The 19,611-nt window shown below is 29.0% G+C and carries 17 protein-coding genes and 1 pseudogene; 2 read left to right on the plus strand and 16 right to left on the minus strand.

Annotated elements, in window-relative coordinates:
- Positions 1-217: 217 nt before the first annotated feature.
- Positions 218-592, minus strand: coding sequence for a hypothetical protein (locus B9N71_RS06885; RefSeq protein ID WP_085165020.1), 375 nt, complete (start codon positions 590-592; stop codon positions 218-220).
- A 283-nt stretch (positions 593-875) separates the two neighbouring features.
- Here B9N71_RS06885 and B9N71_RS06890 point away from each other — a divergent pair, with 283 nt between their 5' ends.
- Positions 876-1,142 carry a GrxA family glutaredoxin gene (locus tag B9N71_RS06890; protein WP_034912061.1) on the plus strand — a complete coding sequence of 89 codons (267 nt, stop codon included), beginning with the start codon at positions 876-878 and terminating at the stop codon, positions 1,140-1,142.
- A gap of 60 nt (positions 1,143-1,202) precedes the next feature.
- On the opposite strand, the gene tsaB is transcribed toward B9N71_RS06890, so the two are convergent.
- The 3 genes from tsaB to rfaD form a co-directional block, all read right to left on the minus strand.
- Positions 1,203-1,883, minus strand: coding sequence for a tRNA (adenosine(37)-N6)-threonylcarbamoyltransferase complex dimerization subunit type 1 TsaB (tsaB, locus tag B9N71_RS06895; RefSeq protein WP_065589347.1), 681 nt, complete (start codon positions 1,881-1,883; stop codon positions 1,203-1,205).
- A gap of 22 nt (positions 1,884-1,905) precedes the next feature.
- Positions 1,906-3,816: a DNA repair helicase YoaA gene (yoaA, locus tag B9N71_RS06900; protein ID WP_085165022.1), complete on the minus strand. Its 1,911-nt coding sequence runs from the start codon at positions 3,814-3,816 to the stop codon at positions 1,906-1,908.
- Between the two features lie 469 nt (positions 3,817-4,285).
- Complete coding sequence (gene rfaD / locus B9N71_RS06905; protein WP_085165024.1) at positions 4,286-5,212, minus strand: ADP-glyceromanno-heptose 6-epimerase; 927 nt, start codon at positions 5,210-5,212, stop codon at positions 4,286-4,288.
- Between the two features lie 180 nt (positions 5,213-5,392).
- Between rfaD and B9N71_RS06910 the strand changes: the two genes are divergently transcribed.
- On the plus strand, positions 5,393-6,478 hold the full coding sequence (locus tag B9N71_RS06910; protein WP_085165026.1) for a glycosyltransferase family 9 protein: 1,086 nt from the start codon (positions 5,393-5,395) through the stop codon (positions 6,476-6,478).
- Between the two features lie 65 nt (positions 6,479-6,543).
- Here the strand turns inward: B9N71_RS06910 and B9N71_RS06915 are convergent, their stop codons facing one another.
- The 12 genes and pseudogenes from B9N71_RS06915 to B9N71_RS13520 all read right to left on the minus strand — a co-directional run bounded on the left by B9N71_RS06915 (position 6,544) and on the right by B9N71_RS13520 (position 19,406).
- Positions 6,544-7,470 (minus strand): WaaZ-like lipopolysaccharide core biosynthesis protein, encoded by a 927-nt coding sequence (locus tag B9N71_RS06915; RefSeq protein ID WP_085165028.1) that lies wholly within the window; start codon positions 7,468-7,470, stop codon positions 6,544-6,546.
- Positions 7,454-8,431, minus strand: a complete 978-nt coding sequence (locus B9N71_RS06920; protein ID WP_085165030.1) for a glycosyltransferase family 8 protein — start codon at positions 8,429-8,431, stop codon at positions 7,454-7,456. Before B9N71_RS06920 ends, B9N71_RS06915 begins: the two co-directional genes overlap by 17 nt.
- A 164-nt stretch (positions 8,432-8,595) precedes the next feature.
- Positions 8,596-10,365: a lipid A ABC transporter ATP-binding protein/permease MsbA gene (msbA, locus tag B9N71_RS06925; RefSeq protein ID WP_143422076.1), complete on the minus strand. Its 1,770-nt coding sequence runs from the start codon at positions 10,363-10,365 to the stop codon at positions 8,596-8,598.
- 24 nt (positions 10,366-10,389) lie between these two features.
- On the minus strand, positions 10,390-12,126 hold the full coding sequence (gene msbA, locus B9N71_RS06930) for a lipid A export permease/ATP-binding protein MsbA (RefSeq protein WP_085165032.1): 1,737 nt from the start codon (positions 12,124-12,126) through the stop codon (positions 10,390-10,392).
- Positions 12,127-12,291: 165 nt separating this feature from the next.
- Positions 12,292-13,776 (minus strand): PfkB family carbohydrate kinase, encoded by a 1,485-nt coding sequence (locus B9N71_RS06935; RefSeq protein ID WP_085165034.1) that lies wholly within the window; start codon positions 13,774-13,776, stop codon positions 12,292-12,294.
- 16 nt (positions 13,777-13,792) lie between these two features.
- On the minus strand, positions 13,793-14,992 hold the full coding sequence (locus tag B9N71_RS06940; RefSeq protein WP_085165036.1) for a glycosyltransferase family 9 protein: 1,200 nt from the start codon (positions 14,990-14,992) through the stop codon (positions 13,793-13,795).
- 315 nt (positions 14,993-15,307) lie between these two features.
- Positions 15,308-16,501, minus strand: coding sequence for a glycosyltransferase family 9 protein (locus tag B9N71_RS06945; protein WP_085165038.1), 1,194 nt, complete (start codon positions 16,499-16,501; stop codon positions 15,308-15,310).
- Positions 16,502-16,916: 415 nt separating this feature from the next.
- Positions 16,917-17,081 carry a hypothetical protein gene (locus tag B9N71_RS13005; protein ID WP_167370071.1) on the minus strand — a complete coding sequence of 55 codons (165 nt, stop codon included), beginning with the start codon at positions 17,079-17,081 and terminating at the stop codon, positions 16,917-16,919.
- A gap of 214 nt (positions 17,082-17,295) precedes the next feature.
- Positions 17,296-18,408: a glycosyltransferase family 9 protein gene (locus B9N71_RS06950; protein WP_085165040.1), complete on the minus strand. Its 1,113-nt coding sequence runs from the start codon at positions 18,406-18,408 to the stop codon at positions 17,296-17,298.
- A 78-nt stretch (positions 18,409-18,486) separates the two neighbouring features.
- Positions 18,487-18,649, minus strand: a pseudogene (locus B9N71_RS13330) (IS5/IS1182 family transposase); the annotation flags it as partial.
- A complete protein-coding gene (locus B9N71_RS06955) occupies positions 18,648-19,304 on the minus strand; it encodes an integrase core domain-containing protein (protein ID WP_244178534.1) in 657 nt (218 codons plus the stop codon). The gene B9N71_RS06955 and the pseudogene B9N71_RS13330, both read right to left, overlap by 2 nt.
- A 3-nt stretch (positions 19,305-19,307) precedes the next feature.
- Positions 19,308-19,406, minus strand: a complete 99-nt coding sequence (locus tag B9N71_RS13520) for an HTH domain-containing protein (RefSeq protein ID WP_080702376.1) — start codon at positions 19,404-19,406, stop codon at positions 19,308-19,310.
- Positions 19,407-19,611 lie beyond the last annotated feature (205 nt).

The following is a 19,611-nucleotide window of genomic DNA, read 5'->3' on the forward strand; positions in this document are numbered from 1 at the left end:
ATTATTCCTCATACTTATTTTTATTGATTTATTATTATAAAATAAACAATTAACATCATTTTTGGTAATTCCAAAATGGAACTATAATGTATAATAATTCAACTTTATTTTAGAATAAAAATTTCATTTTTCACCTACTTTTTTGTAAAGTTTTGTTAAGCATATAAAAATCCTTAACCAATCGAACCACTGTATGTGTGGTTAACTTTTCCTCTGTTTATAGAATTGGTAAGGTATTGATGCTACATACATTGGTTTTTATGGTAAGTTTTAATGGCATTGAAAAGCCACTGCCACAACCTATCATTTTTTTCTTATCATTACCTATTATTCTTACACCATTATTGTCATACCACCAATAATTAGTCGATTCAACTTTAAACGGCTCCTGTGGATCGGCATTATCTATATTATTATAATTTTCAACTTTATCTAAGTTTGTTGAAGTATAAATCGCCACTTTAAAATCGTTAAGCGTTAAATTACCATCAAATTCTTTCACTTCACTAGATTTTATAGTGCCACTCGCCTCACTGTAAAAAACACCGTTGACAGTAAAACCATGTTTATCTGCACTCGATAACGCCACCACTTGCTGGCATTCCTAGCAATGACCAGACTTGAAGTCGCTTTTAGTATTGCATTAGCTGAACTAACTATAGCCAATTGTGATAGTAAGATTAAGCTGGTTTTGATGCTAGACTATTTTACAATAAACTTCTTTCCCCAACTTTTTGTAAAGTCTTGTAGCCACGTTAGCTTTTCAATTTCATCATTAATAGATATAATCTATTTAATCAACTATATTTAACAACTTTTCTTTAATTTAAAGTAACGTATAGTATTTATATGTAAAAAATTTATTCGAGGTGAAAATGTATACTGTAATTTTTGGGCGTCAAGGTTGCCCTTATTGTGTTCGAGCTAAAGAACTAGCTGAAAAACTTTCTCAAGAGCGTGATGATTTTTCTTATCGTTATGTTGATATTAACGCAGAAGGCATTACTAAAGAGGATCTATCTAAAAGTGTTGGTAAACCTGTTGAAACAGTACCTCAAATCTTTATTGATGAAAAACCAATCGGTGGTTGTACTGATTTTGAAGCTTATGCAAAAGAGCATTTAGGTTTATTTAAAGAATAATGTAAACGAGTGTATTAAATTCAAGCCACCATTTGGTGGCTTTTTAATATTTACTTGTTATTAACGACCTGGTAGTTTTTTCCAAGTTACCTCGTTACGTAAATAAGTTGGTTCTACTTGCTCAACATTAACTACTTCATTCTTTAACCATTTATTCTTAGCAAGAACGACTAGATCCTGTGCGTGAGGTAATAAGATATCACTCTGTCTTATTCCTTTAATCATATCTGGATAAGTTTGCCAACCAGTGCCAGCACAATAACTATCATTACCTATATTTTCCACTTTTTCTATTACTTTTTCAGGTGCAATAACACATTCTGAAATAACTGTTTGCCATTGATTATTGCTGTAAGAGTATTGTCCTAAATAGACTTCACCCATTCTGGCATCAATTGTAGCAATGACTTTTGTGGCTTTTTGTGTTCGATATACACCTTGAGCCAAGGTCATCAACGTTGAAACTCCTATCATTGGTTTGTCAATGCCTAATGCTAAACCTTGTGCAACACCAATGCCAATTCTAACGCCAGTAAAACTACCAGGCCCTTGCCCAAAGGCTATGGCATCAACTTGAGCAAGTGAACAATCTGATAGTACAAGAAGTTTATCCACCATTGGTAATATTTGCTTAGTATGATCGCGTGCTGATATGATGAAATCATGAGTGATTTCATTACGGTAAAGTAAAGCTACCGAACATGCTTCTGTTGAGGTATCAATAGCTAAGATAGTACTCATTTCTTTTCCAAAATATTTAATTTTATAAGTTAGTTTTAGATAATAAAAAATTAATAACTTTATTTACATCTCGTGTTCTTGGCGATGGAGGTAAACTATTAATAAAGGTTGCACCGTAAGGTCTCATAACCAAGCGATTGTCACAAATAATAATTGCTCCACGGTCATTATGATGGCGAATTAATCGACCTACACCTTGTTTTAAGGTAATAACAGCTTCAGGTAATTGCACATCATTAAATGCATCTCCACCTTGCATTTGGCAATCTTCCATACGAGCTTTTATTAAAGGATCGTCTGGAGATGTAAATGGTAATTTATCTATAATAACACAAGATAAGGTATCGCCTCGAACATCAATACCTTCCCAAAAACTACTGGTAGCAATTAATAAGGCGTTTCCGCTATGTATAAATTGCTCAAGTAATTTTACTTTGCTTGTTTCACCTTGTACTAATACTGGTAATTTGGTGAGTTCTTTAAACTGTTTTGCTAAAGCATTCATCATGGCATAAGAAGTACATAGGAAGAAACAACGTCCATTGTTTGCTTCAATAACTGGCAATAATATATCGACCAATTTTTCAGCATTACCTTGTTCATTAGGAGAAGGAATATAACGCGGAACACACATGACAGTTTGATGTAAATAATCAAATGGGCTTTCTAAAATAAGGGACTCGGCATTTGTAAGACCAAGGCGCTTAGTAAAATAATCTAATTTATTATCAACAGACAAGGTTGCCGAGGTAAAAATCCAACTACCTTTACGTTCTGCTAATAGTTCAGAAAATTTATCGGCCACTGATAATGGCGTTATCGCAAAAACAAAATAATTATAAGTACATTCATACCAATAACTAAATCCAGTTACATATGTTTCACTTAATTTTTTTAATAAGCTGATGTATTGATTTACTCGTTCAAAGCAATTATCTAATGCTGTAGATCGCCCTATTGCCAACATTAAAACCTCACGACAAAAATCTAATGCATCAAAAAGATAAGATAACTCTTTTTTTATTGCTTGCTGTTTGAATAACACTCGCAAATTACCTTTAAGTGGTTGCTGATTAATTGCAATACGCAAATCTTGAACACTTTTTTGCAATTTATCTGCACACTGCTGTAGCTGAGACATATCTTTTACTTCAGTACGATAGCTAAGTGTTATCTCTTTTGCAAGTTCTAGTAGCTGACGACTAGTCAACTGTTGTCCAAAATAGTGACAAGCCAGATCTGGTAACTGATGGGCTTCGTCAAAAATCATTACATCAGCCTTAGGAATAAGCTCACCAAAACCTGTATCTTTTACCACAACATCGGCTAAAAATAGATGGTGATTAACAACCACAATATCCGCATTTAAAGCACGCTTACGAGCCTTAACAACATAACAATCATTATAATGTTCGCAGTCACTTCCTAGACAGCTTTCGTTTGTACTGGTCAATACTGGCCAAATTGGGTTTTCTTCCGTGACAGTTATACATTTGCTAATATCTCCATCTTTGGTTTTAATTGACCAATTTTTGACACGAACTAAATCAACACGTAAATCTTTATCAAGATCTCCTGCAGCTGCATATTGATTATACAATCGTTCTAAACAAAGATAATTCGACCTACCTTTAAGAAGAGATATTTTGCCAGTGTAATTTAATGCTTTTTTGATAATAGGCAGATCTTTACTAAAAAGTTGATCTTGTAGATTCTTGGACCCCGTGGAAAGTATTACTTTCTTTTCACTACGTAAAGCGGGTACTAAATAAGCGAACGTTTTACCTGTTCCAGTTCCAGCCTCAACAACAAGAGGCTGTTGCTTATTTATTGACTCTGAGACTTTACTTGCCATGTTTCGTTGTGGCTCTCTTGCCACAAATCCATCAATAGCTTTAGCCAATAAACCATTTTCAGAAAAATCATCAATCACTTAAAATATACCTAATAAGAAATAAGTTTAAAATATCGACAAAAATTAGAAAAGATATTTAAGGATGAGTACAACGTTATGAACGTATAACTGTTTATTCTACATTGAAAAGAACTCTATATAACAAAATTTAGCAACTTAAAATTTAAATAATATGCATACTATATCAATAATTGTTGAAAAAAGACATATAGGAATTTTGCAAAAGTATCAAATTATTTCATGAGAGCAAAAGGAATTATGCCTGCACATTATCGCTAGCATTTATAGTTATCCGGCTAGAAATGTATTATTAATTAATATATGCTTACAAAAGATCGACAACCCTAATATATAGTAAACAAGTTTTAAAAATTGAATTATACAATACATCCCCAACTCTTTGAATTAAATGTTAATAAAAATCATAAGGGATGTTAAATAACTAACCAAAAATAATTATAAAATAAATATAGAAATAGCTAAATCTCTATTTATTATTTAACCATTTCATATATTCTATTGTTCCTTCGGTAACAGTTTTAAATTTAATTGGACAACCAGATTCTCGGAATTTAGTCATATCTGCTTGTGTAAAACGCTGATAACGACCTTCTAAATGTTCTGGAAATGGAATATATTCAATTTCACCGTTTTGATAATAACTAAGAACAGAATCAGCAACACTTTGAAATGATTCTGCTTTACCTGTTCCACAATTATAAATTCCTGAGATTTTATTTTCCCAAAACCATAAATTAACATCAACCACATCTTCAACATAAATAAAGTCACGTTTAAATACATCGCTACCAGCAAATAATTTGAGTTTTTCTCCCTTATGAAATTGTTCATTTAAATGAAATGCTACACTAGCCATACTACCTTTATGTGTTTCATGAGGACCATAAACATTAAAATAACGAAAGCCACATACTTGTAAGTTAGTTTTTGGCAAGATTTCTCTCACATATTGATCAAATAAGAATTTAGAATATCCATAAATATTTAGTGGTTTTTCATAAGCTTTATCTTCGATAAAATTATCGCTACGTCCTCCATATGTTGCTGCAGATGAAGCATATAAAAATGGAATCTCAAAATCTAAGCAATAATGCAATAGATCTTTAGAATACTGATAGTTATTTTCCATCATAAATTTACCATTCCATTCAGTAGTTGAGGAACATGCCCCTTGATGAAAAATAACGTCAATACCCAAATCTTGATTTGATAAAATTACCGAAAGAAATTCATCTTTATCCATATAATCAGCAATATCTAAACCAACTAGGTTAGAGAATTTTGTCCCATCAGTTAAATCATCAACAACAAGAATATCTTTATACCCTTTAGTATTCAAACCTTTTACAATATTACTTCCTATAAATCCTGCTCCGCCAGTTACAACAATCATAGTAATTATCCTTCTCAATTAATAACCAAATAATTATATTCGAATTCTTAAATTAAAACTAATTAAAATATTATGAGTAATTGTTATAATTATTCAAAAACAAATTTACTTATATAATTTTTTATAGAAATAAAGTTTGGTACAATAAATAATATTAAAATAACTTATTTGTATAGAGAAATGCTAGAAAATTTTATTAATATTATCCGTAAACTTAATAGAAAAAGAAATTACTTCACTAAAGAAGTAAAACTTTTAATCTTGTCTTTTAAGATAAAAAAAACTAAATTAGATCTATCAAAAATAAATAAGATTACTATTCAAGCCTGTAAAAATGGACTAGGTGATGCAATTATTATATCTGGTTTACCAAAGATTTTAAAATCTCAAGGCTACCAAGTTACGATTTTGACAATAACAAAAAATGCTTTTCTATTTGAAAATAATCCTAATATAGATAAGGTTATTTGTCTTGATAAACCTTTAACGAAGAGACAAACACAGATATTGAAATATTTAGAATGCGATCTTTTTATTGACCCAAATAATAAAACAAGTTACTCAAATTGGGTATTTAAAGTAATAAAAAAAATAAAACCAAAACACACTATAGGTTTTAACTACCCTAAAACGTACCGGATATATGATTCAATTATAAATTATTCTGACTATAGCTCTCATTTTAGCAAAAGATTTATCTACATTCTTAGACATATAAATATTGAAGTTAAAGAAAAGGAATATAAATATGACCTTTATTATCCTAACAAATATGATTTGCAAGTAGAAAGAATCTTATCTAACTATCAAAATAAAAAAATCTGTATCTTTACTCCTTATGCTTCCTCTGAACGTAGAAGTTTTTCTGAAAAGCAAGTTCAAAATATACTCAATTTATTATCAAATTATCCAAATTTAATAACTATAGTTGTAGGTTTACCTGATAAAATAAATAAATTATGCCAATCTCCCAATGTTTTAATAAATTCATTAGATCATTTCTTTTATACTGTTTCGCTTGTAAAACATTGTAATTTTGTCATTTCAGTTGATACATCAATTGTTCATCTTTCAAATGCATTCAATAAGCCTCTAATTAGTATTTATAGCTCTGAAGTTGATATTTTTGATCCTAGATATGAAAATAACAATGTATATAAACCAAATTATGATAAAGCTATACAGATCATTGCTCCTGGAGATACGGCTAAAAATTTAGACATAAATATTTTACAACAATATATTAATAAATATCTCACTACCTAAAAATGAAATCGATAATAATAACAACTTATTAAATAATTAAACAAACTTTAGGATATAAAAATAATTTAGAAATTAAAAATTTCATCATAAGATTTTTTCTCAAATATATGAGAATCAAGTGCACTATCTAAAGACATATTTTTAACTTCTACATTTAATTTTTTCATAACCTCACTAGCATGTTCAAAAGCTGGAAGTATGTTTTTTTCAAAATCCAATGCTAACTGTGAGTAAGTAATATTATCTGGTGTTTCGTAAAATCTTGGTAAATGAAAATTATTTAAATCAACTCCAGCCAAATATAGTTGTTTAAAGCCTAAGTATATAGCAATTTGAAGGGTCCAATAAACCACAGTTTTGGCAGGAAATACACCATGAGCTATATTGGTTTCAAAAGCCAATGGTTCATGCTCTTTATTTTTATTGTTATAAAAATAAATGCTTTTATTTCTTTGAGGATCATTTTCTATTTCAGATAATGTTCTCAAAGGTTCATAAGTAAGTTTAAATGCATCTTCTATCAATGCTATTTTACAAAGAATAGATTTGTATCCAAATAAATTTATTATTTTTACTAATCCATCAACTTGTAAAAATAATAAAAGTTTTTTATTAGATATAATTTTTTTAACTATATCTGAACGCTGAGAAAAAAAATGAATATCCGTTATAACATACAAATTAAAGTTAACTTTGTCTTTTAGACAGTATGAACCATTAACACCAAGAGTAGAAATCAATTGAGAGTGCTTAAATGTTATTTGATTAATCGAGGGACCAGAGGCTATAATAATCAGTTTACCTCTATAAGAATTTTCTAACGATTTAAGATCAACTATGGGTACTTTCCTTCCTTTGTAGGAAAAATCCACAATCTGCCCACACTCTCCACGAGAAATTTTTATATATGGCCAACGCTTTCGATTATGTTTATAACGTTTTGAATGAGCTAGCCTATATATTAATTTGAAAAATTCATCTTTTAATTTCATTATCATTAATATTATTTTTTAATTTTAACTTTAAATATAAAAATGCATATTTTATAGCCTCAAATACACGACCTTGTTTTAAAAATCTTTTGGCATATATTCTATAATCAGAAATTCTCATTTTATCTTTATAACTTTCAAGCGGGCAAGATCTCCATGAAGTAAAATGTTTATAAAAAACATACCAATCTTGAGCCATACCTAAATGTTCTAGGTACCAAGGTTTTCTTGCTCCTGTAAAATGAATAAAATAAGGTATTTTTTTTTCGGTTTTCAAAAATTTATTTTGGTCTTTCTCTGAAATCCAAGTAAATAAATAATTCCAATCATGATCAATGATTAATACATTGTTCTGCAATACTATGTTAAGAGCATCTTGATCGGGATAAAGTAACTGTTTCCTATGCTCTAATAGAATGTTATTAATTTTTTCTTCAGTATGAAAATCATTCCATTTTTTTACATTTATATATAAAAATCCCGAATTAAAATAATTGCTCGTAGATAAATTTAAACGTTGAACATTGTTTTTTATATTTTCTTTATTTAAGGAGTCAACACTAGCAGCGCAAACAACATTATCTATATTAATATTATTAATAGCTGAAATATCTTTAAAACAGAGTATATCAGCATCTAAATAAATTAACTTATCAACCTTTTCTTTTAGTAATCTAGGAACCAAAAGTCGAATATACATTGAACGGTTTAAATGCTTTATAGCATACTCATTATCATACTTATCTAAAAAACCCTCAGGTATAGAATAAACGCTAATATTTAAATACATTCTATTCAATTTATCTATATCTTCTTGTGAAACATCATAAAGAAAAACATGGAATTTTAAAGAGTTATTCAAATTATTAAAATAAATTGATTGAATAGCTATAGCTACGTACTTCAAATAGTTTCTATCAGAGCAAAAAGCAATATTAATGCTATCTTTTTTATCATTCATTTAAGTTTATTTCCACCATCATTCATTTGCTACCGATAATATCTTTATTTGGGCATACTAAAATTATTATTTTCCACCTAACAATATAAATACCATACCCTTTTCTAGATTAAGAAAGTTAATAAAATGTTAATTTTATATGATAGGAAACCACTATAATTAGACTATTTAAATTGCTTTCCAGTGTATAAATTATAATATATCCCTTTTTTATTTAACAATGTCTTATGATTACCTTGTTCAACAATATGTCCATTATCAAGCACTAAAATTTCATCAGCATTTTCAATAGTCGATAACCGATGAGCAATGACTAAAGAAGTTCTACCTTTTTTTAATTCATCTAGTGCTGTCTGAATAGCTCGTTCTGATTCGGTATCTAGTGCTGATGTTGCTTCATCTAATATTAAAATTGGACTATCACGTAATAATGCCCTTGCAATTGCAATACGTTGCCGTTGTCCTCCCGATAATAGTACACCACTTTCTCCGATTTTTGTGTCAAATCCATTTTCAAATTTCATAATAAAATCATAAGCAAAAGCTTTCTTTGATGCCTCTTCTATCTGAGATCGCGAATAGTAACCAACGCGACCATATGCTATATTATTAGCAATAGTATCATTGAAAAGATAAACATTTTGAGATACTAAACCAATCTGATTTCTCAAGCAAAACAAAGTTAGATCTTTAATATTACATCCATCTATCAATATTTCACCTTCCGTAATATCATAAAAACGTGTGAGTAAACTCGTGATGGTTGTTTTTCCAGAACCTGAACGACCAACAAAAGCAATAGTTCTTCCCGCTGCTACTGAAAAATTAATATCTTGTATCGCTAGTTGCTGCCTAGTTTCATAAGAAAAATTCACATGCTTGAACTCAATATTTCCTTTTACGCGTTCAATATTTATTTTTCCATTATCTTTTTCTATAGGTTGATCCAATATAGCAAATAATGTTTGACAAGCAGCCATACCTTTTTGAAAGCTTGCATTGACACTTGTTAAGCTTTTGATAGGTTGCATAAGTGCTACTAATGATGAAAAAACAACAGTAAACTCTCCAGGCGTAATATTTAAATCAGGATTGCTTGCAGTTAGCAAAACAAAAGCTATAGCAAAAGAAATCACTAATTGAACAATAGGTGTTGATAAGGCAGAAATAGAAACTAACCGCATACTATCTCGACGAAATTTATTGCTTATTTTTTCGAAATTTTTTGATTCTTCATTTTGAGCACCAAATACAATTATTTCTCTATGACCTTTCAACATTTGTTCCACTGACATAGTAACATCACCCATAGAGTTTTGCATATTTTTAGCTAATTGACGAAACTTTATTGAAATAAAAGTAATTAAAGCTATTACAATAGGAGTAATAATAATAAGAGATAAAGATAACTGCCAACTATTGTAAAACATGGTATAAAATAGACCACAAATAAATGCTGATTCCCGAATAATAACTATTAATGCATCAGATGACGATGATGCGACTTGATCTGTATCATAAGTTATGCGCGATAATAATCGCCCATTGGAATTTTGATCATAATAACTTACAGGCGAATCAACAAAATGATTAAAAAGTCTTTGTCTAATTCTCATCACGACTTTACCTGAGATCAATGAAAGAAAAACAGAATAGCCATAATTAGCAAGACCACGTAACAACACTAAACCAAAAATATATACTGGTGCTATTAATAAGAAATTCTTATCACCATCACTAAAGCCTCTATCCAGTAAAGGCTTTAAAATTGCAATTAAAGAAGTATCAGCAAATGCACTTAAAAAAAGTAATATAACAGATAGAAATAAAATTAGTTTATGTTCAACAACATATGGCCACAACTTCAAAAAAGTATTCCACGTAGATGAATCTTTATCTATATCGTTGTGAATTTTTAAATTATTTTTAGTCATATTTTTATAAATAAATTAATAATGTTAAGAATTAAATTGCATTTTATACATTTGCGAATAAAGTCCTTTTTGGGCTATAAGCGATTCATGATTACCATCTTCAACAATTTTTCCATCATTAATAACAATAATTCGATCAACTTTTTTTATTGTCGATAAACGATGGGCGATTATAATAGAAGTACGATTTTTTTGTAATATTTCAATAGCATCTTGAACCAATCTTTCAGATTCATTATCTAAAGCAGAAGTAGCTTCATCTAAAATTAATATTGGATTATTACGTAGGAGAACTCTAGCTATCGCAATTCTTTGCCTTTGCCCACCAGATAATAAAACACCATTATCGCCAATTTCAGTATCTATACCATCCTGTAATTTATCAATAAATTCTAGTGCATTAGCTAATTTAGCTGCTTTTATTATAGCTTCTCGAGAATGTAAACCTTTTTCACCATAAACAATATTATCAGCAATACTACCATTAAATAAATGTACGCGCTGAGATACATAACCGATCTGCTCTCGTAACGATTTTAACTTATAATTCTTAATATTAATAGAATCCAAAAGAATTTCTCCTTGTGAAACATCATAAAACCTAGGAATTAAACTTGCAATTGTTGATTTCCCTGCTCCTGATCGACCAACCAATGCCACTGTTTCTCCTTCTTTGATTCTAAAACTAATATCATTAAGCGAAGGTGTGTTTCGTGTAGGATAAGTATAAGTAACATTTTTAAATTCAATACTTCCTTTTACTTTTTCTTTTACTATAGTACCATTATCTTCTTCCAACGGAGCATTTAAAATGCCAAATAAGGACTCACAAGCAATTGCACCTTTTTGTAATTCAACATGTAGGCTAGTTAGTTCCCGAAGTGGACGCATAACAGCTACCATTGCCGAAAACACAACAGTAAATGATCCTGGTGTAATATCTAAGCTTTCACTCGCAACAAGATATAATATGAATCCCAATCCAAGAGTTGCAATTAACTGAATGATAGGCGTCGATAATCTTGATACTAATTCTATTTTTAAAACTCCTTTTCGAACAGTGTCTGTTATATATCCAAAATTGATTTTTTCATAATCTTTTGCATTAAAAATTAAAACTTCTTTATGACCATTTAACATTTCATCAGCTGCAGTAGTTATCTCTCCCATACCTTTTTGCATAGATTTTATTGTTTCTCTAAATTTTTTAGCAATAAATTGTGCAATAAAAATGATTAGGGGAACTATGATGAATAATACTAATGCTAATTTCCAACTACCATAAAACATAACACAACATAAACCAACAGCATATGTAATTTCACGGACTAATATTATTAAAGCATCAGAAGAGGCTTTAGATAATAGCTGTGTATTAAATGTAATAATAGAAACAAGATCGCCGACAGAACTTTTATCATGAAAACTGACCGGACTTCTAACTAGATGGTTGAAAATCAACTGCCTAAACTTAGTCACTACTTTACCAGATAACCAAGAAAGACAATATGTTGAAGCATAATTAGAAAGCCCTCTCAACCCAATTAGACCTATAATAGATAAAGCTATTATCATTAAAAGAGAATAATTTTTATCCATTAATCCATGATCTAATAGTGGTTTAGTAAGGGAAATGAGAGTAGCATCCGTAGCCGCATTTAATAATAAACCAAATATTGCAACAATTAATGCTTTTTTATATGGTGCAACAAAAGGCCACAGCAATCCTAGTGTTTTCCAAGTAGTGTATTTATCCGACATAAAGTTAACTAATAATTTCTAAAATAAGATATATTATACTATAATTTAGCATATCTTGTCAGTTTTATACTACTTTATGGCATATGAATAAGTTTTTTGCTTATTCATATAAACCATTTACACAAAATTACATATGTTTAATATACATAATTTCTTTTTATTAACCTAAATATCCTTTTTACATTTAGCAACAAGCTGAGATGTTGAATAGCCGTCAACTCGATCAAGTATTACTACTTTACCTCCATAGCCTATCACTTTCTGAGCTTCTGGCCAATTATCTATAGAATATCCTTCTTTAGCAATGATATCTGGACGAAGTTCATCAACTAAATAATTAGCATTATCTTCATTAAAAATAATGACATAATCAACAAACTCAAGGGATGCAAGTAAAGTAGCTCTTGTATTCTGATCTTGGATAGGTCTATCATTACCCTTGTATTTTTTTATTGATTCATCGGAGTTAACACCAACGACTAAAATATCACATACCTTTTTCGCTTGCTTAAGAGAACTTAAATGCCCTAAATGTAATAAGTCAAAACACCCATTCGTAAACCCAATTTTTTTACCTTGTTTTTTTAAATTATTAATTATTGATTTGGTTTCTTTAATGCTAATGCATTTATCTATATCATTACAATGATTTTGATATTGTTTAGCTAATAATTTATTTTTTAATTCATCGAAAGATACTGTAGCTGTTCCCAATTTTCCAACAACTATTCCTGATGCAATATTTGCTAATTGCATTGCTTTAGGTAAAGGTATTTTGGCCCCTAACGCAATACCTAAAGTAGCTAAAGATGTATCTCCTGCCCCAGAAACATCAAAAACTTCTTTAGCTTCAGTTGGTATTTTAACAATACAGTTTTTATTTTCATATGGTATATAAGCCATTCCATATTCACTCAACGTAACTATAATATTTTTTATACCATATCGTTGAAAGATAATATCCGCTCCTCGCTTCAGATCTTCATCAAAACTAGCATTCTCGGGGCAAAGCTTAATACCTGTTGCATCAAAAAACTCTTTGATATTAGGTTTAATTAATGTAGCGCCACGATACTTAGAATAATCATTACCTTTTGGATCTACAATAACTGGAATATCAAATTTATTACAAAGAGTAATGATCATTTGTGTTGTTTCTTGATTCAAAACACCTTTATTATAATCAGACAACAAAACGATATCGGTCATCTTAATAGCCTGCATAACTAATTTATAGAACTTTGGCAATAGCTCAGGCATAAAAGGGAACAATTTCTCCTCATCAGCACGAAGTAAATGATTGTGATTCGCAATAAACCTTGTTTTAATAATGGTAGGATGTGCCTTTAGGCTATAAAGATGGCTATGACTCCCTGCATTTTTTAATAGTGTTGCGACAAGTTTGCCATTTATGTCACAACCAACAAATCCTAAAAATGTAGGTTTACAGCCTAGATTTGCTAAATTAGCAGCCACATTACCTGCCCCACCTAACATTACTTCCTCACGTTCCAATTTAAAGATTGGAACAGGAGCTTCAGGCGAAATACGATCAACAGTTCCATATAAAAAGCGATCTAACATAATATCGCCAATAACCGTTACTTTAGTACTTTTAAATTTATCTAGATAAGAATAAAATTCATTCATTACAATATCCCTAGTATTATTGTTTCAATACTTTTTTAATTTCTTCAAAAGGAATAGTTGGTTTAATACTTTTAATACAAATACGATCATTTTTTTTATTAATACAATACGATGCCCAATTATCGTTTATCCACTCACAATTAACAGGACATGCATTTGAAAAAATATTTATATTATTTGAATAACCATAAAAATTTGGTGATGTAGGTCCAAAAATAACGACAGAAACACCACCATTCAAAGATTTTCGTAAATGAACCATTCCACCTTCTCCATCAATATGTAAACTTGAATTTTTCAGAATCGATTTTAATTGATTTAATGAAGTTTTTCCTACTAAATTTAGATCAACATCATCAATAAATTCACATCTTTCTGCTGAGACACCTAATTGCACAATTTTATACTCTTGAAATTCACTTTTTATTAACTTAACAAGTGAATTATAATAATCAAGTGGATAAAGCTTTGTTGACTCACTATGAAGATTTGTTCCGTCAACACCTCGATTAAGAGTAATAAATTTTTGATCGTGTAAACCAAATGCTTCTAAAACTTCTTGATCATTAAAAATAGGAGGTATAAATTTATAACTATCACCAGAAATATTTAAATAACCATAAATATCTGGCTGTTGTATTCTATTTTGTCTATTTATAATAGAGTATTGAATACTTAAGGCATCAATTTTTGGTGGATAATAAACAATTTTTTTATTTAATTGATAGAATTCCTCATACAATTTAACTAATTCTTTTATTTTAGGATTTGAATTAGTATCAAGTAATGATAAATGGTTATTAACAATAAAGGGAAAACGATCAATTTTGAAATCTAATAAATAAATAATTTCAGATTTGTTCCATTCTGTTACAGGATAAATATTAAAACAGGAGTCTCCCATTAACTCTTGAACCAAAAATTGATTTTTTACAAAAATATCAATGCATTTAATTTCATCTTTCAAAAATTCTAATAAATAAGAGCAATAATTAAAGCTAATCAATATATCTCCAATACCTCCAGTGATAAAAATCGAAATTCTATCCAATCTATATTGAATTTCGCGTGACTTATTGAACAGCGAACCTAATTTAAATTCGAAAAGCTTGCAGAAATTCCACCATAGTAATTTTATTGCGGCTTTTTTATATTTATTAGAATAAAGCAATTTATATTTATTAATCTTTTTTTGTAATTTATCAAAGTAGTTCATAATTAGTTTTTAATTTACTCATAACGTGTCAATGTTTTAAGCTACTATTAATAATAGTTATTAATACTCATCGTGTTCAAGTCAATTTTGATACCATGACCCTTTTAGTTCTGTACTAAAATCATATTTAATAATATAACAAAATGGTTCGGTCTTAGAGCGAGCCATTATAACTCAACATGCAGAAAATAATTAGAAAAACTATTTAGAATTCAAATTAATTTTTTAAATTAAATCTACATAAAAATTCAGCAAAATTATTAACACATTAGTTAACAAAAAACTACACTTTAATAAGTTATATTAATCTATTTGTTAGCACGAATTTTCATCATGATTTAAAACTTTTTTCACCTCTTCGAAAACTTCATAAGGACTTATACTTTCCATACAAATATGTTTATTAACACGATTAATACAGGTTTTGCTCCAAGTTTCATTTAACCATTCACAACTAAAAGGACAAGCTTTTGAGGAAATATTTATATTAGTTAAATATCCATAAAAATCTGATAATGTAGGCCCAAAAATAACAATTGAAACACCACCATTAAGTGCTTTTCGCAAATGAACCATTCCACCTTCACTATCAATATGTAATATCGAGTTTTTCAGTAATACTTTCAGTCCTTCCAGTGAGGTTTCTCCCACTAAATTTATATCGACATTTTTTATTAGTTCACAACGATCAGTAGAAGCTCCTAATTGAATAATTTTAAAATTTTTAAACTTATTTTTAATCAATTCAATCAACTTATTGTAACAAACTATATTCCATAATTTTGTCGATTCAATTACACTGCCTTGACTATCTACTCCTCTGTTAATAGTAATATAGCTTCCTGGTTCTAAACCTAAGTTATTTAAAATTCTTTTTTCATGAGAAACTTTAGGTGAATATTTAAAATCACAACTAATATTTAAAATATTTCCTATATCAGGCTGTTGTATTCTTCTTTGTCCATTAATGAGGGAATACTGATTTGTCATACCATCCATAAAAGGAAGATATTCAAAAAAACGAGGATTATTTGCATAAAATTCGCTATAAACTTGAACTAATTTCAACAATCTATCATTCTTACGATACTTTGAATAAACAATGTTGTCTTCTAATATCTGAGGATATCGAACCAATCCAATCTTTAATAAATATTTATGAGGTTCCTCGCTAGTATTTGAATAAATATTAAAATCAGATCCTCCATCTAGTGCTTTTACCATTCCTGCATTATTAACGTAAATATCAATACTAATATTGCAGTTTTTTAAATATTCAAGCAAATAACAAGCATAGTTAAAGCCTATTAAAATATCGCCAATACCGCCAGAGAAGTATAAAGCTATTTTATTGTATTTTTCCTTAGGTATCTTTTCTTGTTTATTTCTAAAACTAAATAGTTGAACTAAGTTCCACCAAATTAATTTAATGGCTATTTTTTTACTGTTAAAAAAATATTTATTTTTATATTTATTAACTTTTCGCTGTAGCTCATCAAGATAATTCATACTAGATATTAACCTCTTGTATTAATTTAAACTTAACATTACAAATGTACCTTAGCTAAATTTTAGGCTGAACAAGGAAATAGCATGTTTGCCAATACCCCAAACTTAGTACAAGATTCAAGTAGAAAATTACGCTTCCTATTTTAAGGATTCGTATTCAATTGGTGTCATATTATTTAATACTCATGCAGTCTTTCACCAACAAGTGATGAGCTATTCTTCAGTTACCCTCCTTACTTAACTTACTCTAGATTATTAAAAAAATATAAATCTAACAATTCGATTCGATAAGTTCAGTTAAATCGTTCAATATAACCGTTTTGATATAGACTACTTGGCTCAAGATAATCAATGGTAATACCGTGTAATTTTGCTCAGTTGGCAAAAATGAACCACTATAGTTCCATATTTTTAACTAATAACAATGATATTGTGCTAGCTTGTCCAGATAACGCGTTATTCTACCGGTAAGTAAACTGAGCATAATATCAATACCTAATGCTGCTCGGCTAAATCCATCAATAAGGTTGAATTTTCTAAAACAGCATTGATTTTGACTGCTGTCATTCGTAAAATCCATTGACCAATATTCTCCCTGTTTATTAGGAAGCGATACCTTCTTAAGGTAATATAGGAAGTTTATACTATAAATAACTAACTTGAAAAGAAAAATAATTAATGTTATCTATTAAATTTATTTAATTAAAAACCATATAACTAATCAACTATTTTTGTACTGTAGTTTACTTATAGCCTAAAGTACAATTTTGGAACTTAACCTAAACTGCTTTTAATCAATACTTAAAATTAACACTCAACATTTTCTTTATTTTTTCAATGATAAATTGAATATCTAAATTAGAAACAGGATCACCAAATTCGGTTCCTTTATTTTCTTTTGTAAAAACTAATTCAAAATTATTACTTATCGGTGCCCAAACTTTATTTAAGTCAAAGCATAAATTATAACGATTATTATATACCGCTATCATAGGAATATTATATGCAGATGCAACATGAACAATAGATGTATCAACAGTAATAACCAAATTACATAATGAAACTAATGCAGATGTAAAAATAAAAGAAGGATTTTTATTGATATAAACATTAGGTAATTCATGTATAAAAACAATTTCTTTCTGTTCGCCTACAACGATAGTAATACAATCTTTTTGGAGTGTTAAAAACTCAGTGATTTTCTCTATTTGCTCAAGCGATAAACTTTTTGTTTTGGAAGACCCAAACGGATTAAAAACAATAATAAATTTATCTAATCCATCACAAATTTTATCTAAAAATTTCTTTGCCAGTTGTAATTCATCATATTGAATATTTAAATGATATTTAACCATATCATAATCAATGTTTAAGAAATCTAAAGCAATACAACTTCTTTCCGTTATATGAGCATCATAATCGGAATAACAAATCGATGTATCATATTGTCTATACATTGACTGGTTGAATCCCAAAGTATGTGTTGGTTTAAAAGAAGATATTATCTCAACTCTTCTTAGACTATTATTTCCCTCATCATATAAATCAATTGCAAGATCTATTTTTATTTTTTCTTCACCTCTAATAAATTTTTTAATATTCTTTTTGTTAAAGAAAAAAGCATTGTCAACTTGTATAAAATAATCGAATAAAAAATTTAGCCTCTCATCAACTACCACACTAACATTATAATTATTCTTTCTTAGTTCATAAATGAGAAAAGATGCTACAATTGCATCGCCAATACCATAATCGCACATTACGATTAAAATAGAATTGCATTCATCAATATTAAAAAGATTTTTTACTTTTTTTTGTCTATTTAATTTAGCTGTTTTAAACATCATTTTAATCTTTTTAACTTTATTATTTCTATATCTATTAAGTAGTTTTAAGCTTTCAAACATACCCACAATTCCTATACTTTTATTTCATTTTAGTAATATTAAGGGCTATTAATCTTTTGTATTAATCATAAGCCTTCTTTACATTTTTAGCCACATCATGCAACATACTAATACGTCATACAAATATAATCTATTACCAACTTATCGTAACGTATTGCTATACCTAGGTAATGTTTCAACCTAGCAAATACATTTTCAACCAAATAACAATATTTATATAAACCCAATCAATATCGCTATTACTTTTTTCGTGAGTGTTGGAAAACACCGAGATATTTACACTTTATCATTAAAATAATCCTATAAAAACTCATAAGACCTTTTTCCCAAAATCGCTGAGTGTTAACTGTATTATAATAATTAATAAATCGTTTAAGCTTTTGTTTCCTCTCTTTTGAATCGCTAAATATTTGTTGATTATGCCATATCTCCATTAAAGTTCGTATCACTATTTCGGCTTTCCCATTCATTTGCGGGCAGGCTAGTTTGGTGAATTTTTGATTGATACAGTGGTTATTACACGTTTTAACAAATAGGTGTTCGCTGGTGCATTGATATTCTCGTCCATTATCAGAATAAATACATTCAATAGTATAAGGACATTGGACTAATATATCATTTTGTAAAAACTGTGCTGAGCTAAATTGGGATTTATCGTGGTAAATACCCACATAAAGCTCACGTGAAAAATCATTAATACCAACAAATAAATATTCTCTAGTTTGCTGTTTCATTTCATTTTTAAGTAAAGGTAAACCTGGATAGGTTTTGTTATAGGGTTTAGCTTGCCGTCTTAATTTATCTTCAATCAATTTTTCGACTTTAACCAAACGTTTAATTCCATAACGAATGGTTTTATAACGTTCATTCTTACCAGTTAAAGGCACAAAAAGCATCAATCAGGCTTTCTTTAGTACATTGTAAATGGTAGGCCGAGTAACCATAAAGCGTTTTGCCAAATCAGTGACCGTTATTTTTCTTTGTGATATAAGCACCATATATCTTGTCTGTGATAAGGCGTTAGTTTTGTTTTTTATGTATATTTATTACAGTAGTTTCTCAAATTACTGTAAACAGCACGAGCGATTCATACAATAAAAATTAATTCTTATATTGCTAATATAAAAACACCATTCAAAACCCTTTTGTAAACATTTTTCCACATTATAGGCTGGCATGACAATCGGTACATTAGGTAGCATA

The organism is Gilliamella bombi, from assembly GCF_900103255.1.
GTDB classification, from domain to species: domain Bacteria; phylum Pseudomonadota; class Gammaproteobacteria; order Enterobacterales; family Orbaceae; genus Gilliamella; species Gilliamella bombi.